Annotated in this window: 18 protein-coding genes; 5 read left to right on the top strand and 13 right to left on the bottom strand. The window is 64.8% G+C overall.

From position 1 onward, the window contains the following. Nucleotides 1-157: 157 nt before the first annotated feature. The 4 genes from guaA to AC3WL2_RS15235 all read right to left on the bottom strand — a co-directional run bounded on the left by guaA (nucleotide 158) and on the right by AC3WL2_RS15235 (nucleotide 4732). Nucleotides 158-1735 (bottom strand): glutamine-hydrolyzing GMP synthase, encoded by a 1578-nt coding sequence (guaA, locus tag AC3WL2_RS15220; RefSeq protein WP_011535447.1) that lies wholly within the window; start codon nucleotides 1733-1735, stop codon nucleotides 158-160. Nucleotides 1736-1812: 77 nt separating this feature from the next. After that, on the bottom strand, nucleotides 1813-3282 hold the full coding sequence (gene guaB, locus AC3WL2_RS15225) for an IMP dehydrogenase (protein ID WP_023628475.1): 1470 nt from the start codon (nucleotides 3280-3282) through the stop codon (nucleotides 1813-1815). Between the two features lie 86 nt (nucleotides 3283-3368). Beyond that, nucleotides 3369-3926 (bottom strand): sugar ABC transporter ATPase, encoded by a 558-nt coding sequence (locus tag AC3WL2_RS15230; RefSeq protein ID WP_102682938.1) that lies wholly within the window; start codon nucleotides 3924-3926, stop codon nucleotides 3369-3371. A gap of 50 nt (nucleotides 3927-3976) precedes the next feature. Beyond that, nucleotides 3977-4732, bottom strand: coding sequence for a sulfite exporter TauE/SafE family protein (locus AC3WL2_RS15235; RefSeq protein WP_102682939.1), 756 nt, complete (start codon nucleotides 4730-4732; stop codon nucleotides 3977-3979). 97 nt (nucleotides 4733-4829) lie between these two features. Here AC3WL2_RS15235 and AC3WL2_RS15240 point away from each other — a divergent pair, with 97 nt between their 5' ends. From AC3WL2_RS15240 to leuA, 4 genes are all read left to right on the top strand, one after another. Then, on the top strand, nucleotides 4830-5708 hold the full coding sequence (locus tag AC3WL2_RS15240; RefSeq protein ID WP_102682940.1) for a LysR family transcriptional regulator: 879 nt from the start codon (nucleotides 4830-4832) through the stop codon (nucleotides 5706-5708). A 176-nt stretch (nucleotides 5709-5884) separates the two neighbouring features. Further along, nucleotides 5885-7264: an exodeoxyribonuclease VII large subunit gene (gene xseA, locus AC3WL2_RS15245; protein WP_102682974.1), complete on the top strand. Its 1380-nt coding sequence runs from the start codon at nucleotides 5885-5887 to the stop codon at nucleotides 7262-7264. A gap of 3 nt (nucleotides 7265-7267) precedes the next feature. Continuing rightward, entirely contained in the window at nucleotides 7268-8095 is an 828-nt protein-coding gene (locus AC3WL2_RS15250; protein WP_102682941.1) for a M23 family metallopeptidase, read from the top strand. A gap of 350 nt (nucleotides 8096-8445) precedes the next feature. Further along, nucleotides 8446-10119 (top strand): 2-isopropylmalate synthase, encoded by a 1674-nt coding sequence (leuA, locus tag AC3WL2_RS15255; protein ID WP_102682942.1) that lies wholly within the window; start codon nucleotides 8446-8448, stop codon nucleotides 10117-10119. Between the two features lie 188 nt (nucleotides 10120-10307). On the opposite strand, the gene AC3WL2_RS15260 is transcribed toward leuA, so the two are convergent. The 3 genes from AC3WL2_RS15260 to zwf are packed head-to-tail and all read right to left on the bottom strand — an operon-like array spanning nucleotide 10308 to nucleotide 13169. Then, entirely contained in the window at nucleotides 10308-10982 is a 675-nt protein-coding gene (locus AC3WL2_RS15260) for a bifunctional 4-hydroxy-2-oxoglutarate aldolase/2-dehydro-3-deoxy-phosphogluconate aldolase (RefSeq protein WP_046854326.1), read from the bottom strand. Between the two features lie 17 nt (nucleotides 10983-10999). Beyond that, entirely contained in the window at nucleotides 11000-11713 is a 714-nt protein-coding gene (gene pgl, locus AC3WL2_RS15265; protein ID WP_102682943.1) for a 6-phosphogluconolactonase, read from the bottom strand. Further along, nucleotides 11700-13169 carry a glucose-6-phosphate dehydrogenase gene (gene zwf, locus AC3WL2_RS15270; RefSeq protein WP_102682944.1) on the bottom strand — a complete coding sequence of 490 codons (1470 nt, stop codon included), beginning with the start codon at nucleotides 13167-13169 and terminating at the stop codon, nucleotides 11700-11702. The genes pgl and zwf overlap by 14 nt, the downstream gene beginning before the upstream one ends. Before the next feature lie 191 nt (nucleotides 13170-13360). Between zwf and hexR the strand changes: the two genes are divergently transcribed. Continuing rightward, on the top strand, nucleotides 13361-14224 hold the full coding sequence (hexR, locus tag AC3WL2_RS15275) for a DNA-binding transcriptional regulator HexR (RefSeq protein WP_172670918.1): 864 nt from the start codon (nucleotides 13361-13363) through the stop codon (nucleotides 14222-14224). Here the strand turns inward: hexR and AC3WL2_RS15280 are convergent. The 6 genes from AC3WL2_RS15280 to AC3WL2_RS15305 all read right to left on the bottom strand — a co-directional run bounded on the left by AC3WL2_RS15280 (nucleotide 14217) and on the right by AC3WL2_RS15305 (nucleotide 20918). Beyond that, nucleotides 14217-15071 (bottom strand): D-hexose-6-phosphate mutarotase, encoded by an 855-nt coding sequence (locus tag AC3WL2_RS15280; protein WP_046854323.1) that lies wholly within the window; start codon nucleotides 15069-15071, stop codon nucleotides 14217-14219. The two genes, hexR and AC3WL2_RS15280, sit on opposite strands and share 8 nt — an antisense overlap. A gap of 119 nt (nucleotides 15072-15190) precedes the next feature. Further along, nucleotides 15191-16564: a carbohydrate porin gene (locus tag AC3WL2_RS15285; protein WP_371918121.1), complete on the bottom strand. Its 1374-nt coding sequence runs from the start codon at nucleotides 16562-16564 to the stop codon at nucleotides 15191-15193. Nucleotides 16565-16577: 13 nt separating this feature from the next. After that, nucleotides 16578-17732 carry an ABC transporter ATP-binding protein gene (locus AC3WL2_RS15290; RefSeq protein ID WP_038706737.1) on the bottom strand — a complete coding sequence of 385 codons (1155 nt, stop codon included), beginning with the start codon at nucleotides 17730-17732 and terminating at the stop codon, nucleotides 16578-16580. 3 nt (nucleotides 17733-17735) lie between these two features. Beyond that, nucleotides 17736-18581, bottom strand: coding sequence for a carbohydrate ABC transporter permease (locus tag AC3WL2_RS15295; RefSeq protein ID WP_102682946.1), 846 nt, complete (start codon nucleotides 18579-18581; stop codon nucleotides 17736-17738). Further along, nucleotides 18574-19482, bottom strand: coding sequence for a carbohydrate ABC transporter permease (locus AC3WL2_RS15300; RefSeq protein WP_102682947.1), 909 nt, complete (start codon nucleotides 19480-19482; stop codon nucleotides 18574-18576). Before AC3WL2_RS15300 ends, AC3WL2_RS15295 begins: the two co-directional genes overlap by 8 nt. A gap of 149 nt (nucleotides 19483-19631) precedes the next feature. Then, nucleotides 19632-20918, bottom strand: a complete 1287-nt coding sequence (locus AC3WL2_RS15305) for an ABC transporter substrate-binding protein (protein WP_102682948.1) — start codon at nucleotides 20916-20918, stop codon at nucleotides 19632-19634. Nucleotides 20919-21032: the final 114 nt, after the last annotated feature.

Here is a 21032-nt window from a genome sequence, read left to right on the forward strand (position 1 = left end):
AGGGCTGTTCGTTGCCGAAGCGATGGGGCGGTACACCTGCAGGAGTCGCTGGCCTGCTTCGCGAGCAAGCCCTACACGCCTTCCCGCTCACCAGCGCGAGACCTGAGCCTCCCCCCAGATACGACAAGGGCGCCTTGCGGCGCCCTTGTGGCTCAACTCATTCCCACTCGATAGTGGCCGGCGGCTTGCTCGACACGTCGTAGGTGACGCGGGAGATACCGTCGATTTCGTTGATGATACGGCCGCTGACGGTTTCCAGCAGCTCGTACGGCAGGTGCGCCCAGCGCGCGGTCATGAAGTCCACGGTCTCGACGGCACGCAGGGCCACGACCCAGGCGTAGCGACGGCCGTCGCCGACGACGCCGACAGACTTGACCGGCTGGAACACCACGAAGGCCTGGCTGGTCTTGTGGTACCAGTCGGCCTTGCGCAGTTCTTCGATGAAGATGTGGTCGGCGCGACGCAGGATGTCGGCGTATTCCTTCTTCACTTCACCGAGGATGCGCACGCCCAGGCCTGGGCCCGGGAACGGGTGGCGGTAGACCATGTCGTACGGCAGGCCCAGCTCGAGGCCAATCTTGCGTACTTCGTCCTTGAACAGCTCACGCAGTGGCTCGACCAGCTTGAGGTTCATTTCCTCCGGCAGGCCGCCGACGTTGTGGTGCGACTTGATCACGTGGGCCTTGCCGCTCTTGGCGCCGGCCGACTCGATCACGTCGGGGTAGATGGTGCCCTGGGCGAGGAACTGGATGTTCTCCAGCTTGCTGGCCTCGGCATCGAACACGTCGATGAAGGTGCGGCCGATGATCTTGCGCTTCTTCTCAGGGTCCGCTTCGCCTTCCAGGTTGTCGAGGAACTGCTTCTCGGCATCGGCGCGGATCACCTTGACGCCCATGTTCTCCTTGAACATGGCCATCACCTGGTCGCCTTCGTGCAGGCGCAGCAGGCCGTTGTCGACGAACACGCAGGTCAGCTGGTCGCCGATGGCGCGGTGCAGCAGCGCGGCAACAACCGAGCTGTCGACGCCGCCGGACAGGCCCAGCAGGACGTTGGCCGAACCGACCTGTGCACGGACCTGGGCGATGGCGTCCTCGACGATGTTCGAGGCAGTCCACAGCGCTTCACAGCCGCAGATGTCCTGGACGAAGCGCGACAGGATGCGACCGCCTTGCTTGGTGTGGGTCACTTCCGGGTGGAACTGCACGCCGTAGTAGCCCAGGGCATCGTCGTACATGCCGGCGATCGGGCAGCTCGGAGTGCTGGCCAGCACGCTGAAGTTGCCTGGCATCTGGGTGACCTTGTCGCCGTGGCTCATCCACACGTCCAGGCCCAGCACGCCGTCATCGTCGACATGGTCTTCGATGCCGTCGAGCAGGCGGCTCTTGCCGACCACGTCGACGCGGGCGTAACCGAACTCGCGCAGGTCGGAACCTTCGACCTTGCCGCCCATCTGCTCGGCCATGGTCTGCATGCCGTAGCAGATGCCCAGCACGGGTACTTTCAGGTCGAACACGGCCTGCGGCGCGCGTGGGCTGTTGGCTTCGTGGACCGACTCGGGGCCACCGGCCAGGATGATGCCGCGCGGGTTGAATTCGCGGATCGCTTCATCGTCCATGTCGAACGGGTGCAGCTCGCAATACACACCGATCTCGCGCACGCGGCGGGCGATCAGCTGGGTGTACTGGGAACCGAAATCGAGGATCAGGATACGGTGAGCGTGAATGTCGAGGGCCATGACTCAATCTCGTCAGTGGAAATCGGAAACGACGCGGGGCTGTGTATGACAGCCCCGTTCGGTAATTGCTGGAAGCCTTAGCCTACGCGGTAGTTAGGGGCTTCCTTGGTGATCTGCACGTCATGCACGTGGGACTCGGCCATGCCGGCACCGGTGATGCGCACGAACTCCGGCTTGGTACGCATCTCTTCGATGGTCGCGCTGCCGGTGTAGCCCATGGACGAACGCAGGCCGCCCATCAGCTGGTGGATGATCGCGGCCAGGGCGCCCTTGTACGGCACGCGACCTTCGATACCTTCCGGCACCAGCTTCTCGGCGCCGGCCGAGGAGTCCTGGAAGTAACGGTCGGACGAGCCTTGCGCCTGTGCCATGGCACCCAGCGAGCCCATGCCACGGTAGGCCTTGTAGGAACGGCCCTGGAACAGTTCGACTTCGCCCGGCGCTTCTTCGGTACCGGCGAACATCGAGCCCATCATCACGCAGGACGCACCGGCGACGATGGCCTTGGACAGGTCACCCGAGAAACGGATGCCGCCGTCGGCGATCAGTGGCACGCCAGTGCCTTCCAGTGCGGCGGCGACGTTGGCGATGGCGCTGATCTGCGGCACGCCGACACCGGCGACGATACGGGTGGTGCAGATCGAGCCTGGGCCGATACCGACCTTGACCGCGTCGGCGCCGGCTTCTGCCAGGGCCTTGGCGGCGGCGCCGGTAGCGATGTTGCCGCCGATCACCTGCACTTGCGGGTAGGTTTCTTTCACCCAACGCACGCGGTCGATCACGCCTTTGGAGTGACCGTGGGCGGTGTCGACGACAACCACGTCAACGCCGGCGGCTACCAGGGCGGCAACACGCTCGCCGGTGTCCTTGCCGGTGCCGACCGCGGCGCCGACGCGCAGGCGACCCTGGTCGTCCTTGCTGGCCAGCGGGTAGGCCTTGGCCTTCTCGATGTCCTTGACGGTCATCATGCCCTTGAGGGCGAACTTGTCGTCGACGATCAGGACTTTTTCCAGGCGGTGCTTGTGCAGCAGCTCGCGGACTTCGTTCTTGTCGGCGCCTTCGCGGACGGTGACCAGACGCTCTTTGGGGGTCATCACGTCGCGGACCTTGGCGTCCAGGCGGGTTTCGAAGCGCACGTCGCGGGAGGTGACGATGCCGACCAGGTCACCGTTTTCCAGCACCGGAACACCGGAGATGTTGTTCAGGCGGGTCAGGTCGAACAGGTCGCGCACGGTGGCGTCGGCGTCGATGGTGATCGGGTCCTTGACCACGCCAGCCTCGAACTTCTTGACCTTGCGTACTTCGCCGGCCTGCTGCTCGATGGTCATGTTCTTGTGGATGATGCCGATGCCGCCTTCCTGGGCCATGGCAATGGCCAGGCGCGCTTCGGTCACGGTATCCATGGCGGCGGAGACCAGGGGAATGTTCAGCTCGATGCCACGAGTCAAACGGGTCTTGAGACTGACTTCATTGGGCAGTACCTCGGAGTAGCCAGGTACAAGGAGGATATCGTCGAAGGTCAGGGCTTCTTGGCTGATACGCAGCATCGCGGGGGCTCCCGGGAGGGAAAAATGGAAGCGCGCCATTATACCCATCCATGGCGCGCCGCTCAATGCAAAATAAGGGCCTTCGGTCAGCCTTGCGGCAGTTTTACCTGCACCACCGCCACCGGCTGGTCCAGCCAGTCGGCGAAGCTGTCGAGGAAGGCCTGGGTAAACCCGGCCTCGCCCCAGTTATTGAAGATGAACCCCAGGTTGGAAAAGGCACACGGCTGCAAATAGAGAAAGCCATTGATGTCGTCTTCGAAGCCGCACAGCGGGCAGGTGAAGTTATCGCTCACCCCCGGCATCCACTCCTCCAGGCTCTCGAACAGCGGCTCGCCGACCTCGCGCCGGCACTCCGGGCAACCGGCTTCTTCGAGAAAACCGTCGGTGGGGGTGTAGATGCAGCGTTTGAGCATCACTTCCAGGCCGTTGACCTGCTCGCCGAACGGCAACCTCTCGGGATGCAGGGCCACCTTGCGCGCCCCCTCCGCCAGGGCATGGCCCATGCGGTTGCCGGTGCGCCCACAGGTGCTCAACTGTTCCTCGACGATTTTTTCGCGCACCAGCCAGCGCAGGATGGCGCGGGCGCGGGCCTCATGGACGGGCACGGTGGACAGTTTGGGGACGATGATGCTCTGGGTATTCATGCGTGCGGCGGGCCTGGGGACTGCGGTAATGGCGCAATTCTAGCGCCTGCTCAGGCGCTCAGGTAGCGGCCGATCAACGCCAGGCCGCTGGCCAGGACCAACCAGGTGACCAGGCGGATGAAGGCCTCGCGGGACAGTTTCAAGGTCAGTCGCCGCCCCAGCCAGGTGCCGACGAACATCACCGGCAGCAGGCAGGCGGCGAGCAGCAGCAAGCTGCTATCGGCATACACCCCGGCGATCAGGAACAGCGACAGGCGCACCACCGTGCTGCAACTGATCAGGGCGACCTGCGTCGCACGCACCTGTTCCTTGGCCTCCAGGCGGGCGCTGAGGTAGATCGCGTAGAGGAATCCACCACTGCCGAACAAGGCGCCGAACAATCCGCCCACCGTGCCCATGGGCACCGCCCAGGCGCCCGACAGGTTAGCCGGGCGCACCTTGACCGCCAGGCCATAGACCGCATAGGCGGTCACGAAGATGCCCATCAGCAACAGCAGCAGATCGGACTTGAGCCGCAGCAGAAACACCACGCCCAGGGTGCAACCCACGGCCATGAACGGCAGCAGGCGCAGCAACTCGCCGCGCACCACATCGCGCCGCGACGGCAGCAGGTTGCCGAAGGCGGCGACGAAATCCAGCAGCACCAGCAGCGGAATGATCCGTGACAACGGCATGAAATGGATCAGCACGGGGCCGGCGACCAGCGCGGTGCCGAAACCGGCAATACCGAAGACGATATAGGCCACCCCCACTCCCAGCAGGATGGGCAGCCAGTCGGACGTGGAAAACGACAATTGAGCGAGCATCGCGGCAGTTCCTTGGAAGTCCACTGAAGATTAGCCAGCCACAAGCCATGCCGACTAATATGTCTTTTCGCCGCAAGCCATCTCGAAAAGGCATGACATGACTTCTATCCGCCAACTGCGTTACTTCGTCGAAATCGCCGAGGCCGGCAGCTTCAGCGCCGCCGCCGAGCGGTTGTACATTGCCCAGTCGGCCCTCAGCCGGCAGATCAAGGAGCTTGAGCTTCAGCTGGGCACCATCCTGTTCGAACGCACTGCGCGCCTGCCACGCCTGACCGTGGCCGGTCAGGCCTTTCTCGAGCGCGCCCGCCATCTGCTGGCCGACCTGGACAAGGCCGAGCGCCTGGCCCGGGAAATCGGCCAGGGCCTGCGCGGCAGCCTGCGGCTGAACCACTCCAGCACCGTGCCGCTGACCGGCCATTTGCTGCAGCGCCTAGGCGGCTACCTCAAGGACAACCCCGGCGTTTCCCTGGAGATCGCTCAGCAATCGTCGGAGGCGCAACTGGAGGACATCGCCGAAGGCCGCCTGGAGATCGGCCTGTTGCGCCTGCCGGTGCTACGCCAGCATGAAGGTGTGGAGCTGCATGCGCTGTTCGACGAACCCCTGCTGCTGGCAGTGGCGGCGGGCCACCCAATGGCCACGGCAAGCAGTGTTCGACTGGACCAACTGCGCGAGGAACGCTTCATTTCCATCCCCCATCGCCAGCGCGGCGGCCTGAGCTACCTGTCGGCGTCGCTGTGCATGAATGCGGGGTTCTTTCCGCAGGCAGCACAGGTGGTATCGCGCAAGACCACACAACTGCAACTGATCCAGGCCGGGTTCGGCGTGGCGTTGTTGCCGGCGAGCATGCGCGAGATTGCCCCGCCGGCGGTGCATTTCGTGCCGCTGGACGAGGCATGCCAAAGTACCGTGGCGCTGGCTTGCCGGCGGGATGCCGGGGAACTGGTGCGCCAGTTCGTGGCGATCATGCAAGGCTGAAGGCCTCATCGCGGGGCAAGCCCGCTCCCACGCACCTACCGACGAAAAATGGACTGCCTCCAAGCATTGGATTGGTGTCCCGCTTCTTGGGGACAGTCCAGAACGTGGGAGCGGGCTTGCCCCGCGATAGAGGCCGGCACAGACAACCGGGCCTTCGCTCATTTATGATGCCCGCCATGATCAGAGACCCTTTCGAACGACTCGGCCTGGACCGCGAGGTCCTCACCGTCAGCCAGCTCAACGGCCGCGCCCGCGTGCTGCTTGAGGACGTGTTCCGCAGCGTCTGGGTGGAAGGCGAGATTTCCAACCTCGCCCGCCCGGCCTCCGGCCATATGTACTTCACCCTCAAGGACAGCGGCGCGCAGATCCGCTGCGCGCTGTTCCGGCAGAACGCCGCCCGGGTGCGCCAGGCCCTGCGCGACGGCCTGGCGGTACGGGTGCGCGGCAAGGTCTCGCTGTTCGAAGGGCGTGGCGACTACCAGCTGATCCTCGATACGGTCGAGCCGGCCGGCGACGGCGCCCTGCGCCTGGCGTTCGAGGCGCTGAAGGAAAAGCTCGGCGCCGAGGGGCTGTTCAGCACCGAACGCAAGAAGCCGCTACCGGCGCACCCGCAACGCATCGGCATCATCACCTCGCCCACCGGCGCGGTGATTCGCGACATCATCAGTGTGTTCGGCCGCCGTGCGCCGCAGGTCGAGTTGAACCTGATCCCCACCGCGGTGCAGGGCCGCGAGGCGATCAACCAGATCGTCCGCGCCCTGCAGATGGCCGATCGGCAAGGCTTCGACGCGCTGATCCTGGCCCGTGGCGGTGGCTCGCTGGAAGACCTCTGGTGCTTCAACGAAGAGGCCGTGGCCCGCGCCGTGGCCGCCTGCGTCACGCCCATCGTCAGCGCCGTGGGGCATGAGACCGACGTGTCGATCAGCGATTTCGTCGCCGATGTGCGCGCCCCCACGCCATCCGCCGCCGCCGAGCTGCTCGCCCCCGACAGCAGCGGCCTGCAGCAGCGCCTCGACAGCCTGCAACGGCGCCTGCTGCTGCGCATGCAGAACCGCCTGGCCCACGACCGCCTGCGCCTCGACGGGCTGGCCCGACGCCTGCGCCACCCCGGCGAACGCCTGCGCCAGCAGGCCCAGCGCCTGGACGATCTGGACATGCGCCTGCGTCGCGCCTTCATGCTCGACATGAACCAGCGCCAGCAACGCCTCGGCCGCCTCGACACGCGCCTGGCCGCGCAACATCCGGGACGCAGCCTGAAACTGCTCAAGCAGCGCCTGGACAGCCTCGCCGAGCGCCTGCCGCGGGCCATGCGCGAGGTGCTCAAGGACCGCCGCCAGCGCTTCCAGGCACAACTACAGACCCTGCAGGTGGTCAGCCCGCTGGCCACCCTCGCCCGCGGCTACAGCATCCTCCTGGATGAGCGCGGCCAGGCCATCCGCAGCGCCGCGCAAACCCACAACGGCCAACGCCTGACCGCCCGCCTCAACGAAGGCGAGCTCAAGGTGCGGGTCGAGGACAACCACCAGACCCCGGTCACCCTCTCGCTACTGGACTGACACATGCCACGCCTGTTCGCGCCCCTGCTTGCCCTCGCCCTGCTGCTGCCGGTCACGGCCGCCCACGCCAGCTACATCACCCGCGCTCTCAACAAGCCCGTGCCCGGCGGCGTGGCGGTGATCGACCTGGGCCCAGGCGCCAGCGCCCCGACCGCGCGCTTCGATGGCAAACCGGTACTGGTGGTCAGGGAGCAGGACAACTGGCTGGCCATCGTCGGTATTCCGCTGACGCAAAAACCCGGCAGTGCCGTGCTGACCCAGGGTGGGCGCAGCATTCCTTTCAGTGTCGGCAGCAAGAAGTACCCCGAGCAGCACATCACCCTGAAAAACAAGCGCCAGGTCAACCCTGAGCCGCAGGACCTCAAGCGCATCGACCGCGAACTGGCCGAGCAGATCAAGGCCTATCGCAGTTTCAGCCCCGTGCTTCCGAGCAACCTGATCCTCGACAAGCCGGTCAACGGCCCACTGTCGAGCAAGTTCGGCGTGCGCCGCTTCTTCAATGGCGAGGAGCGCAACCCCCATGCCGGCCTGGACTTCGCCGTGCCCGCCGGCACGCCGATCAAGACCCCGGCCAATGGCAAGGTGATCCTGGTGGGCGACTACTTCTTCAATGGCCGTACGGTGTTCGTCGACCATGGGCAAGGGTTCATCAGCATGTTCTGCCACATGTCGAAGATCGACGTGAAGCCGGGCCAGGCGCTGCGCCGTGGCGAGGTGGTGGGCCGCGTAGGTTCGACCGGCCGGGCTACCGGGCCGCACATGCACTGGAACGTCAGCCTGAACGATGCGCGGGTGGATCCGGCGATCTTCATCGGCGCGTTCCAGCCCTGAAATCGCAATCGCGGGGCAAGCCCGCTCCCACGCAGCCAACGCTGGCCCCGCGATTTGCGCAATGAAAAAGCTTAAAGCAATAAAATCGCAACAAACCGAAATTAATGGCCATGAAAACTCTGTAAAATCGTTTTTTTAAGCATTTATCTCAATTTTCCCGCAATACTTGCCATCCCCCAACCCACTGGTTAGGGTTGAGCCTATGAACATCTTCAGCACCCTCCTCCAACAACACCGCAGCCTCTGCCTGGTCAGCGCCCGACTACCAGGGTGAATCGCGTCGCCTCGCCTTTTCATCTCGTACACGTTCGGCAGGCCCGATCACGGCCGCACATAAAAGGATTGCTTCCATGACCATGCTCAAAGACCCATCGAAGAAGTACCGCGCCTTCCCGACCATCGACCTGCCTGACCGTACCTGGCCGTCGAAGGCCATCACCCAGGCGCCGATCTGGTGCAGTTCCGACCTGCGTGATGGCAACCAGTCGCTGATCGAGCCGATGGATGCCGAGAAGAAGCTGCGTTTCTGGAAGACCTTGGTGCAAGTAGGCGTGAAGGAAATCGAAGCGTCGTTCCCGTCCGCATCGCAGACCGACTTCGACTTCGTGCGTACCCTGATCGAAGACGGCCATATCCCGGACGACACCACCATCCAGGTGCTCACCCAGGCCCGTGAAGACCTGATCGCCCGTACCTTCGAATCCCTGCGCGGCGCCAAGAAGGCCATCGTTCACCTGTACAACGCCACCTGCCCGTCGTTCCGCCGCATCGTCTTCAACCAGGACAAGCAGGGCGTCAAGGACATCGCGGTCAACGCCGCCAAGCTGTTCGTCAAGTACGCGGCGCAGCAGCCGCAAACCCAGTGGACCTTCCAGTACTCGCCCGAAACCTTCAGCGCCACCGAACTGGAATTCGCCAAGGAAGTGTGCGACGCGGTAATCGAGGTGTGGAACCCGACCCCCGAGCACAAGATCATCCTCAACCTGCCGGCCACCGTCGAAGTCGCCACGCCGAACGTCTACGCCGACCAGATCGAGTGGTTCTGCCGTAACGTCAACCGCCGCGACAGCGTGATCATCAGCCTGCACACCCACAACGACCGTGGCACCGGCATCGCCGCCACCGAGCTGGGCCTGATGGCTGGCGCCGACCGTGCCGAAGGCTGCCTGTTCGGCAACGGCGAGCGCACCGGCAACGTCGACCTGGTGACCCTGGCACTGAACCTCTACACCCAGGGCATCGACCCGCAGCTGGACTTCTCCGACATCGATGGCGTGCGCAAGGTCGTCGAGGAGTGCAACCAGTTGCCGGTGCACCCACGTCACCCGTACGTTGGCGACCTGGTCCACACCGCCTTCTCCGGCTCGCACCAGGACGCCATCCGCAAGGGCTTCGCCAAGCAGCAGGACGGCGAGCTCTGGGAAGTGCCGTACCTGCCGATCGACCCGGCCGACATCGGCCGCAGCTACGAGGCGGTGATCCGTGTCAACAGCCAGTCGGGCAAGGGCGGCATCACCTACCTGCTCGAGCAGGAATATGGCATCAGCCTGCCGCGCCGCATGCAGATCGAGTTCAGCCAAGTGGTACAGGGCGAGACCGACCGTCTCGGCCTGGAAATGACCGCCGAGCAGATCTACAAGCTGCTGCAGAAGGAATACCTCCAGGCCAACGCGCCATATGCCCTGGTCAGCCACCGCCTGCAGGAAGAAAACGGCAGCAGCCACGTGCAAGTGGAAGTCTCCGGTGAAGGCGAAACCACCCTGCACTGGCACGGCAAGGGCAACGGCGCCCTCGAAGCACTGGTGGCCGGCCTGCCGATCGCCGTGGAGATCATGGATTACAACGAACACGCCATCGGCGCCGGCACCAATGCCAAGGCCGCGGCCTACATCGAGCTGCGCGTGGCCGGCGGGCGTCCGGTGCACGGCGTGGGCATCGACGAGAACATCACCACCGCCAGCTTCAAGGCGCTGTTCAGCGCACTGAACCGGTCGCTGAGCCAGCAGCAGGCCAAGGCGGCGTAAGCCATCGCTGATGACCGAAGCCCGCATCCTCGATGCGGGCTTTTTTGTTGGTTTTCCGACGCTATCGCGGGCTCGTGGGAGCGGGCTTGCCCCGCGATAGGGCCAGAACCGGTTGTACCCAAATTACAGGCAAAAAAAGGGGCGCCGACCAAGCGCCCCACAAGCCGTGTAGCACACAACGAAATCTGTCAGTCCAGCAACGCCATCGCCTCGGCGCTGCACGCCTCGATCCGCGCCCAGTCGCCGTTCTTGATCCAACTGCTATCGAGCATCCAGGTACCGCCCACGCACATCACATTGGGCAGGGCCATGTAGTTGCGCACGTTGGCCGGGTTGACCCCGCCAGTGGGGCAGAAGCGAATGTCGCCGAACGGGCCGCCGAACGCCTTGATCGCCGCCACGCCGCCACTGATCTCGGCCGGGAACAACTTGAAGCGGCGGTAGCCCAGGGCATAGCCCATCATGATCTCCGACGGCGTGCTGATGCCTGGCAACAGCGGAATGTCGCTGTCCACGCCCGCTTCGAGAATGTCCTGGGTGATGCCCGGGGTAACAACGAACTGCGCGCCCGCCGCCTCGACGGCGGCGAACATGCCGCGATCGAGCACGGTACCGGCGCCGACGCACAGCTCCGGGCGCTGCTCGCGCAGCACCTGGATGGCCTTCAGGCCGTGTTGCGAGCGCAGGGTCACTTCCAGGGTGCGGATGCCGCCAGCGGCCAGGGCATCGGCCAGGGGCAGGATGTCTTCCTCACGGGCGATGGTGATCACCGGCAGGATGCGCGCCTTGTTGCAGATCGCGTCGATCCGCGCGGCTTTGTCGGCCATCGAGAGCAAAGGCTGTGGGCGTTCGAGGGTGGTCATGACAATGGATCCTTGGCTCATGGGCACCAGTAGATGTCCAGGGGGTCGTGAAGAAAGGCGCGAATCGGCATTTCGGTTGGGTCTTCGGCCGCCAGCGCGGTGCGCAGGGTGGCAAGCTTGCCCGCGCCCTGCACCGACAACAGGGTCAGGCCGGCAGTGGCCAGCAGCGCGCGGGTCATGCTCAGGCGCTGGTGCGGCACGCTGGGCGCCAACATCGGCAGGCAGCGGCGCTCACCGACCTTGGCCAGGCCCTGGCGCAGGTTGGGGCTGGCCGGGAACAGCGAGGCTGTATGGCCATCGTCGCCCATGCCCAGCACCAGCACATCGATCGGTGGCAGGTCGGCCAGCACCTGGTCGGCCTGCTCGGCAGCGGCTTCGAGGGTAGCGGCGGGTTGGTAGAGCCCGATAAAGCGCGCCTTGGCCGCCGGCCCCTTGAACAGGTGACGAGCCAGCAGGCCGGCGTTGCTGTCGTCGTGCGCCACCGGCACCCAGCGCTCATCGGCCAGGCTCACGGTGACCCGGGACCAGTCCAGCGCCTCGCCAGCCAGCTTCTCGAGGAAGGGCACCGGGCTACGCCCGCCAGACAGCACCAGGCAAGCCTGCCCCTTGCTGGCGATCGCCTGGCGCAGGCGCTCGGCCACATCATGGGCCTGGGTCGCCGCCAAGGTTTTCGGGTCGGCCAGCTGATGAACCTTCACGGTCGCCGGCAGTTGCAGTTCAGATATCGCCATACCAGGCCCTCCCATCACGTGTAATCAATGCAATCGAGCTCATCGGCCCCCAGGATCCGGCCGCATAGGGCTTTGGCGCGTCACCGCTGGTCTTCCAGCCTGCAATCAGCTGGTCGCACCATTTCCAGGCGTATTCGATCTCGTCCTTGCGCACGAACAGGTTCTGGTTGCCGCGCATCACTTCCAGCAACAACCGCTCATAGGCATCCGGGATCCGCGCGCTGCGCCAGGTGTCGGAGAAATTCAGCTGCAGCGGGCCGCTGCGCAGTTGCATGCCCTTGTCCAGGCCCTGCTCCTTGGTCATCACCCGCAGCGAAATGCCCTCGTCCGGCTGTAGGCGAATGATCAGCTTGTTGCCGATCTGCAAACGCTGTTCCGGGGCGAAGATGTAGTGCGGGGTTTCCTTGAAATGGATGACGATCTGCGACAGCTTCTGCGGCATGCGCTTGCCGGTGCGCAGGTAGAACGGCACGCCCGACCAGCGCCAGTTGCGGATATCGGCACGCAGGGCGACGAAGGTCTCGGTGTCGCTCTGGGCGTTGGAGTTGTCCTCTTCGAGGTAACCCGGCACCGGCTTGCCGTCACTGAAACCGGCGATGTACTGCCCACGCACCACATGGGTGCTCAAGCCCTCGCCGGTGATCGGCGCCAGTGCCTTGAGCACCTTGACCTTCTCGTCGCGGATGCTGTCGGCCGAAAGGTCGCTGGGCGGGTCCATGGCGATCAGGCAGAGCAGCTGCAGCAGGTGGTTCTGGATCATGTCGCGCAGCTGGCCGGCCTTGTCGAAGTAGCCCCAGCGGCCCTCGATGCCGACCTTCTCGGCAACGGTGATCTCCACGTGGGAGATGGAATTCTGGTTCCACTGGGTTTCGAACAGGCTGTTGGCGAAGCGCAGGGCGATCAGGTTCTGCACCGTCTCCTTGCCCAGGTAGTGGTCGATACGGTAGACACGGCTCTCGGGGAAGAACCGCGCCACGGCGTCGTTGACCCGGCGCGACGACTCCAGGTCGTGGCCGATGGGCTTTTCCAGCACCACCCGGGTGCGCGACGCCAGGCCGGCCTTGTCGAGGTTCTCGCAGATCGCGCCGTAGACCGCCGCCGCCGTGGCGAAGTAGGCGATCAGCGGCTGCCCGCTCGGTGCCTGCTCAGCCAAGGCCTGGTAGCCCTCGGGCTCGACAAAGTCCAGGTGCAGGTAGCTCAGGCGCGCCAGGAAGCGCCCCAGGGAGGCGGCATCGATCTCGGCCTCCGGCACGTAGCGGCGCAGATGGGCTTCGATGTTGTTCAGATGTTCCTGCACGCTGCCCGGCTCGCGGGCCAGGGCCAGCAGGCGGGTGTCGGGGTGCAGGAGGTCGGCGCGGTCGAGCTGGTAGAGCGCGGGGAACAGCTTGCGCAATGCCAGGTCGCCTAGGGCGCCAAAGAGGGCGAAGGTGCAGGGTTCGACACTGATCGCGGCCATGATGTTGGTTCTTTTATAAATGTTGGACTAGGAATACCGGTTTCAACCCTGCTTTTCAAGGGGTAATGTAGTAAAAACCACAACATCCAATACAGCCATTACAGACAAGTGGTGTGACAATCTTACCGACAGTAGGATACACACCAGCGCAAAAAGCCTGCTTCCCGACCCAAGGACACACCATGGACCGCGTGCGAAACCTCCTGGAACAGATCCAGGGCCGCCTCGACGAGCTGAACAAGGCCGAACGCAAGGTCGCCGAAGTCATCCTGCTCAACCCGCAGCAAGCCACCCGCTTCAGCATTGCCGCCCTGGCCCAGGCGGCCAGTGTCAGCGAACCGACGGTCAACCGCTTCTGCCGCTCGTTCGGCGTCAGCGGCTACCCCGAGCTCAAGCTGCAACTGGCGCAGAGCCTGGCCAGCGGCGCCGCCTATGTCAGCCGCGCGGTGGAGGCCGACGACGATCCGGCCGCCTACACCCAGAAGATCTTCGGCAGCGCCATTGCCTCGCTCGACAGCGCCTGCCAGGCGCTCGACCCGCAGCAGGTCAGCCGCGCCGTGGACATGATGATCCAAGCCCGACAGATCCACTTCTTCGGCCTCGGCGCCTCGGCCCCGGTGGCCCTCGATGCGCAGCACAAGTTCTTCCGCTTCAATCTCGCCGTGTCGGCCCACGCCGATGTGCTGATGCAGCGCATGCTGGCTTCGGTGGCCCACACCGGCGACCTGTTCGTGATCATTTCCTACACCGGGCGCACCCGCGAACTGGTCGAGGTGGCGCGCCTGGCGCGGGAAAACGGCGCCTCGGTGCTCGGCCTGACCGCCGCCGGCTCGCCCCTGGCCCAGGCCTGCAGCCTGAGCCTGCATATCCCGCTGCCGGAAGACACCGACATCTACATGCCGATGACCTCGCGGATCATCCAGCTCACCGTGCTCGATGTGCTCGCCACCGGCATGACCCTGCGCCGTGGCGTGGACTTCCAGCCGCACCTGCGCAAGATCAAGGAAAGCCTCAACGCCAGTCGCTACCCGATCGAGGACGACGACCTCAACTGAGCCGGTGCGCCTGCAAACGCAGGTGCGCCCGCTCGCCCGGCGCCAGGCTCAGACCCTCGCCACTGCCGCTGGCCGCCTCGACGCAGACGAAGCCTTGGCACTCGCGCCCGCTCACGCCCATCAACGGCCGGTTGCCAGGGTGCCAGACCACAGTGTCGTCGCTGTCGCCGGTGTCGATGCACAGTTCGCGCTGCCAGGCCGGGTCCTGCAATTGCACCCGCGGCGTACCGGGATAGACCCGCTGGCAACCGCCCTTGAGGGTCAGCGCGCCGTCTTCGCGGCAGGCCTGGCGATTGAGACGGTCGTAGCCGTCGATGTCCTCCAGCCCAGACAGCGCTATCTTCGACACGTCGCTGATCCGCCAGTAGGCCAGCAGCGCATGGCTCAACTGGCACGGTTCGCTGTCCTGGTGCTCGGTGCTCAGGCTCAGTTCCATGCTCGCCCCGAGCCGGGCATGCAGGTCGACCTGCCAGTCGCACAGGTCCAGGCGCCATTTCAGGGTCACCCCCTCCTCGTCCTCGCGGCTGTCCACCAGCTTCCAGTCCAGCAGGCGCGCCCAGCCATGGGCCGGCCACAGGTCTTCGCTGGGATGACGGCCATACCAGGGCCAGCACACCGGCACGCCGCCACGAATGGCCCCTACCTGGGGCCACTGCTCGGCGCACCACAACCAGGGCTTCTCACCCGCAGGTTGAAAGTGCAGGAGCTGACCGCCCTGGCGGCTGAACACCGCCTGGCAGCGAGGGTGGTCGATAATCAGCACATCGCGCTGCTGGTAACGCTCCCACTCGAAGGTCGGCCTGGGCCGTTGCGAGGTGAAGAAGCGATGTAGCGGATGTTCGGGCATGGTTCCAAGCTCTTTTGTTGTTCGAGATAGCGCTGTCTCAGCCCGTGCCCGCTAACCACTGCAGACCAGTGGTTAGCGGGAAGGCCGAAATGGATGGCGTAAATTTACAACAATTTTTCTCAGAATGACGACTGAATCTTCAACCCCGCGACCAGCGCGTTGTCCACTTCGTCCACACCGCCCGGGCTCTTGATGTACTGCAGGTTCGGGCGCACGGTCAGCCAGTTGGTGACGTGGAAGCCGTAGTAGAGCTCGGCGTTGTACTCGGTGCGCTGCAGCGGCGCGAAGCCTGGGTTGTCATAGTCGTTGATGCCGGACTGGGCATTGAACAGCTCGGCACGCTTCTTCACATCGTCATTGACGTGGATGCGGGCGATGCCGAAGCCGATGTCGTCCTTGGGCCGGGCGTCGAAGGCGCCCTTGTAGACCAGGCCGACCTGCTGGTAGTTGTCGACCACGTTGGTGGCCTTGTCGTGCACGGTGAAGTTGGCGAACAGGCTCAGGCCGCGGTTGACGTCGCCGGCATGGGCAGTGACCTGCTGCTGGGCCACGACCCACCAGCCGTGCTTGCTGGAGTGCGACTTGAACGCCGCGCCGGTCAGCGCCTGCGGGTTGCCGTTGATGTCGTCGTAGACGTCGTCGGCCTTGGCGGTGCTGTAGTAGTAGCCCAGGCGGTACTCGCCCGGCAGGCCGTTGACCTTCGGCGACCAGACCGCCTCCACCGGCAGGATCGCACCCTTGGTGCCGCTGCCGCTGAGTTTGAAGCCGTTGCCGGTCTCCAGGTTCGACGGGTTCTGCTCGTAGGCGCCGACCTGGACGAAGAATTCCGGGGTGATGTTGTACTTGACCCGCAGCGCCCACTGGCTGACCGGCCAGTTGTACCAGATGCCGCCGACCCAGTTGCCCACTTGCGAGCCGCAGAAGGCCAGGTTCTGGAAGTCGCAGGGGAAGCTGTTGAAGTCCTCGCCCTCGCCGAAGCGGCCGAATTTCACGTCCAGCGCGCCGTCGAAGTACTTCTGCTTGACCCACATCTGCGTCAGGCGCCAGGTCTGGCCGCGCCCCCAGACCTCCTGCACCGAGCTGAACTGCCCGGCACGCGGGTCGCTGATGCGGTCGTTGGACAGGTTGCGGCCGCTACGCTCGGTGATCGCCAGCTTGAACTCGGTGTCCTTCCAGCCGAAGATCTTCTCCAGGTCCAGGTGCGCGCCCAGGGCGAACTGGTCGCTGTAGCGCGCGGTCTTGTCGTCGTTGTAGCCACCGTGCAGGTTGCCGGCCACTTCGCCAACGTAGTCGAGGGTGAAGTCGTAGCCCTTCTCCAGCAGCTCGGTACGGGTGCCGCCCCAGTCGCCGGTCATCCATTTCGATTCCGACGAGAAAGCCTCGGCGGCCTGGGCCCCGCTGCTGCCGACCAGCGCCAGCAAGGCGAGCGATCCCAGGGTCTTGATGCGATTGCGATGTTCCATCCCTTTGCGTCCTCTTTTCTTGTTATGCATTGTTCTAGACGATTCAACGGCCTTTGAAGCGAGTCACGTTGTCCTTGATGGCAGTGCCGCTGGCGGCGAGGTCGAGACGTTCGCCGCTGCCGGCGTCGAACAGCAGCACCCGCGCCGGGTCGAACTGCAGGTTGAGGCTGTCGCCCACCCGGCACGCCACATCCGGCGCCAGGCGGCAGCAGACCTTGGTCTGGTTGAGGGTGACGAACACCAGCAGGTCCGGGCCGGTGGGCTCGGTGACCTGCACTTCGGCGCGGATGGCGGGCATGCCGTTGCCCTCGGCGGCCCCCAGCGAGATTTGTTCAGGGCGCACGCCGAGGATGATCTCGCGCCCTTCCAGCTCGTCCGCCGCCACGCCCAGCGGCAGCTCGCAGCGCGCCTGGCCGCTGTCGAGCAGCGCCAGCACCCGCCCGTCCTGCTTCATCAGGCGCACGGGAATGAAATTCATCGGCGGCGAGCCGATGAAACTGGCGACGAACAGATTGGCCGGGTCGTTGTAGATCTGTTGCGGGGTGCCGAACTGCTGAATGATGCCGTCCTTCATCACCGCCACCTTGTCGCCCAGGGTCATGGCCTCGATCTGGTCATGGGTGACATACACCGTGGTGGTCTTCAGGCGCTGGTGCATCAGCTTGATCTCGGTGCGCATCTCCACCCGCAGCTTGGCGTCGAGGTTCGACAGCGGTTCATCGAACAGGTAGATCTTCGGCCGCCGCGCCAGCGCCCGGCCCATGGCCACGCGCTGCTGCTGGCCGCCGGACAGCTGTCCGGGCTTGCGCCCCAGCAGGTGCTCGATCTGCAGCAGCTTGGCGACCCGCGCCACCTCCTCGTCGATGGCGGCCTGGGACATCTTGCGGATCTTCAGGCCAAAGGCGATGTTGTCGCGCACGTTCATGGTCGGGTACAGCGCGTAGGACTGGAACACCATGGCGATGTCGCGATCCTTGGGGCTCATGCCGCTGACATCCTCGTCGTCGATGAGGATCGCCCCGCCGCTGATGCTTTCCAGGCCGGCGATGCAGTTCATCAGCGTCGACTTGCCGCAGCCCGAGGGCCCGACCAGGATCAGGAACTCGCCGTCCTTGATCGCCAGCTGGATGTCCTTGAGCGTGTCCGGCAGGCCCGCGCCATAGGTCTTGTGCACATTGCGAAGTTCGAGTGTTGCCATGACTTACCCCTTGACCGCGCCGGCGGTCAGCCCGCGCACGAAATACTTGCCCGCAATCACGTAGACCAGCAGCGTCGGCAGCCCGGCGATCATCGCCGCGGCCATGTCGACGTTGTATTCCTTGGCCCCGGTGCTGGTGTTGACCAGGTTGTTCAGGGCCACGGTGATCGGTTGCGAGTCGCCGCTGGAGAACACCACGCCGAACAGGAAGTCGTTCCAGATCTGGGTGAACTGCCAGATCAGGCAGACCATGATGATCGGCGTCGACATCGGCAGGATGATCCGCCCGAAGATGGTGAAGAACCCGGCGCCGTCCAGGCGCGCCGCCTTGACCAGCGCCTCGGGGATGCTCACGTAGTAGTTGCGGAAGAACAATGTGGTGAAGGCCAGGCCGTACACCACATGCACCAGCACCAGGCCACCGGTGGTGCTGGCCAGGCCCAGCTTGCCGAGGGTGAACGAGGCCGGCAGCAGCACGGTCTGGAACGGCAGGAAGCAGCCGAACAGCAGCAGGCCGAAGAACAACTGCGAGCCACGGAAGCGCCACATCGACAGCACGTAGCCGTTGAGCGCGCCGATGGCCGTGGAGATCAGCACCGCCGGCACGGTGATCAGGATCGAGTTGAGGAAGTAGCCGTTGACCGTGGCCCAGGCCTTGGCCCAGCCAATGCCGGTGAACACCGCAGGCCAGCTCAGCAGGTTGCCGGTGCTGATGTCCTCGGGGGTCTTGAAGCTGGTCAGCAGCATGACCACCAGTGGCACCAGGTACAGCAACACCGCCAGCAGCAGCACCGCGTGGATGGCGATGCGGCTGAGGTTCAGCGCGGGTTTGTCGACAGGACTAGTCATGGCGTTTGCCCCGCAGTTCGGAGTACAGGTAGGGGACGATGATCGCCAGGATCGCGCCCAGCATGAGGATCGCGCTGGCCGAGCCCATGCCCATCTGCCCACGGCTGAAAGTGAACGAGTACATGAACATCGCCGGCAGGTCCGAGGAGTAGCCCGGCCCGCCCGCGGTCATCGCCGCGACCAGGTCGAAGCTCTTGATCGCGATGTGCGCGAGGATCATCAGCGAGCTGAAGAACACCGGGCGCAGACTGGGCAGGACCACGGTCCAGTAGATGCGCGGCAGGCTGGCGCCATCGAGCTGGGCGGCGCGGATGATCGACTGGTCGACGCCGCGCAGGCCGGCGAGGAACATCGCCATGATGAAGCCCGAGGCCTGCCACACGGCAGCGATCACCAGGCAATAGACCACCCGGTCGGGATCGATCAGCCAGTCCAGACGAAAGCCTTCCCAGCCCCAGTCACGCAGCAGCTTGTCCAGGCCCATGCCAGGGTTGAGCAGCCACTTCCAGGCGGTACCGGTAACGATCATCGACAGCGCCATGGGGTACAGGTAGATGGTGCGGATGAAGCCTTCGCGGCGGATGCGCTGGTCGAGCAGCACGGCAAGGAACACGCCGATGGCCAGGGTGATGCCGATGAACAGCCCGCCGAACAGCAGCAGGTTCTTGCTCGCCACCCACCAGCGGTCGTTGTCGAACAGCCGGGCGTACTGGGCCAGGCCCGCCCACTTGTAGGTGGGCAGGAAGGTCGAGGTGGTGAACGAGAGGACGAAGGTCCACAGGATGTAGCCGTAGAAGCCCACCAGGACGATGAGCATGCTCGGCGCCAGCACCAGCTTGGGCAGCCAGCGCTGCAGCGCGTCCAGGGGTGAGGCCCGCAGGCGGGCGGTTGCTGTAGTCATGATCTGGGTTCCCGATACGAGATTGCCTGCGCGGGCCTTATCGCTGGCAAGCCAGCTCCCACAGGTACAGGTGTGCTCAGGCTGATCGCTGTACCTGTGGGAGCCGCGGTTCGCCGCCGCGACTTGCCGGCGATAGGGCCGTCAGCCCCTTACTTGGCCGCTTTGACAGCTGCGTTCAGCTTCTTCGCCGCGTCGGCCGGATCGGCCTTGGGATCGTTGATGTAGTTGGTCACCACATCGAAGAACGCCCCCTGTACCGCCAGGGTGGTGGCCATGTTGTGCGCCATGCTCGGTTGCAGGCCGCCGTTTTTGGCATCGGCCAGGAAGTCCTGGGCCGCCGTCTGGGCGCAACTGTCGAAGCCGTACTTGCCCATGTCGGCAAGCATGTCGTTACGCACCGGGATCGAGCCCTTGTTGATGCTGAAGACCTTCTGGAAGTCTTCGCCCAGCACCTTGCGGGCGATGTCCTGCTGGCCTGCCGCGGTACCCTTGTCCTTCTGCTTGAACACCACCAGCGAGTCGATGTTGTAGAGGAACGCCTGGTCGGTGCCGGGGAAGGCCACGCACTGGTAGTCCTTGCCAGCGGTTTTCTTCGCCAGGGTCCATTCGCTCTTGGCCCAGTCGCCCATGATCTGCATGCCGGCCTTGCCGTTGATGACCTTGGCCGCCTCCAGGTTCCAGTCCTGGCCCTTGCCGTCAGGGTCCATGTAGGTGGCGACTTTCTTCAGTTCGGTGAGCGCCTTGACCATCTCGGGGCCGGTCAGGGCCTTTTCATCCAGCTCGACCAGGGCCTTCTTGTAGCCCTCGACGCCCATCACCGAGAGCACCACATTCTCGAACACAGTGCTGTCCTGCCACGGCTGGCCACCGTGGGCCAGCGGGATGAAGCCGGCGGCCTTGAGCTTGTCGGCAGCGGCGTAGAATTCATCGAGGGTAGTCGGGGCCTTGTCGATACCGGCCTTCTTGAACACTTGCGGGTTGATCCACAGCCAGTTGATACGGTGGATGTTCACCGGCACGGCCACGTAGTCGCCGTCGTACTTCACGGTGTCGGCGACCTTCTTGTCGAGCAGGCCGTCCCATTTCTCGTCCTTGGCCACGTCCTTGAGCACGTCGGGATCGAGCAACCCGGTAGCGGCCCAGTCCTGGATATCCGGGCCCTTGATCTGCGCGACCCCGGGCGGGTTGCCAGCCACGGCGCGGCTCTTGAGCACGGTCATGGCGGTGGCGCCACCACCGCCAGCCACGGCGCCGTCCTTCCAGGTGAAGCCGTCCTTCTCGACCTGCGCCTTGAGCACGTCGACCGCGGCCTTCTCGCCGCCGGAGGTCCACCAATGGACGACTTCCACGCTGCCTTTGGAGTCGGCGGCCTGGGCACTGAGGGAGAACAGGGAGGCGAAGGAGATCGCGGCGGCGAGACGAAGCGTCGGATGCATGGGATTACCTTTCTTGTTGTTATGCGAGGCAAGACTGTCGCTTGCATGGCATGGAGTGTAGGGAGGTCGCGCCCCGCGCCAGGTAACGAACGGATGCGCGAATGTCATCGTCTG

This window comes from Pseudomonas sp. FW305-96, assembly GCF_058783825.1.

Coding starts and splice junctions, on each gene's coding strand:
- AC3WL2_RS15240 (WP_102682940.1), top strand. CDS start 4,830: ATGACTTCTATCCGCCAACTGCGTTACTTCGTCGAAATCGCCGAGGCC.
- AC3WL2_RS15300 (WP_102682947.1), bottom strand. CDS start 19,482: ATGACTACAGCAACCGCCCGCCTGCGGGCCTCACCCCTGGACGCGCTG.
- guaB (WP_023628475.1), bottom strand. CDS start 3,282: ATGCTGCGTATCAGCCAAGAAGCCCTGACCTTCGACGATATCCTCCTT.
- AC3WL2_RS15305 (WP_102682948.1), bottom strand. CDS start 20,918: ATGCATCCGACGCTTCGTCTCGCCGCCGCGATCTCCTTCGCCTCCCTG.
- xseA (WP_102682974.1), top strand. CDS start 5,885: ATGATCAGAGACCCTTTCGAACGACTCGGCCTGGACCGCGAGGTCCTC.
- AC3WL2_RS15290 (WP_038706737.1), bottom strand. CDS start 17,732: ATGGCAACACTCGAACTTCGCAATGTGCACAAGACCTATGGCGCGGGC.
- leuA (WP_102682942.1), top strand. CDS start 8,446: ATGACCATGCTCAAAGACCCATCGAAGAAGTACCGCGCCTTCCCGACC.
- zwf (WP_102682944.1), bottom strand. CDS start 13,169: ATGGCCGCGATCAGTGTCGAACCCTGCACCTTCGCCCTCTTTGGCGCC.
- guaA (WP_011535447.1), bottom strand. CDS start 1,735: ATGGCCCTCGACATTCACGCTCACCGTATCCTGATCCTCGATTTCGGT.
- AC3WL2_RS15280 (WP_046854323.1), bottom strand. CDS start 15,071: ATGCCCGAACATCCGCTACATCGCTTCTTCACCTCGCAACGGCCCAGG.
- AC3WL2_RS15230 (WP_102682938.1), bottom strand. CDS start 3,926: ATGAATACCCAGAGCATCATCGTCCCCAAACTGTCCACCGTGCCCGTC.
- AC3WL2_RS15250 (WP_102682941.1), top strand. CDS start 7,268: ATGCCACGCCTGTTCGCGCCCCTGCTTGCCCTCGCCCTGCTGCTGCCG.
- AC3WL2_RS15235 (WP_102682939.1), bottom strand. CDS start 4,732: ATGCTCGCTCAATTGTCGTTTTCCACGTCCGACTGGCTGCCCATCCTG.
- AC3WL2_RS15295 (WP_102682946.1), bottom strand. CDS start 18,581: ATGACTAGTCCTGTCGACAAACCCGCGCTGAACCTCAGCCGCATCGCC.
- pgl (WP_102682943.1), bottom strand. CDS start 11,713: ATGGCGATATCTGAACTGCAACTGCCGGCGACCGTGAAGGTTCATCAG.
- AC3WL2_RS15285 (WP_371918121.1), bottom strand. CDS start 16,564: ATGCATAACAAGAAAAGAGGACGCAAAGGGATGGAACATCGCAATCGC.
- AC3WL2_RS15260 (WP_046854326.1), bottom strand. CDS start 10,982: ATGACCACCCTCGAACGCCCACAGCCTTTGCTCTCGATGGCCGACAAA.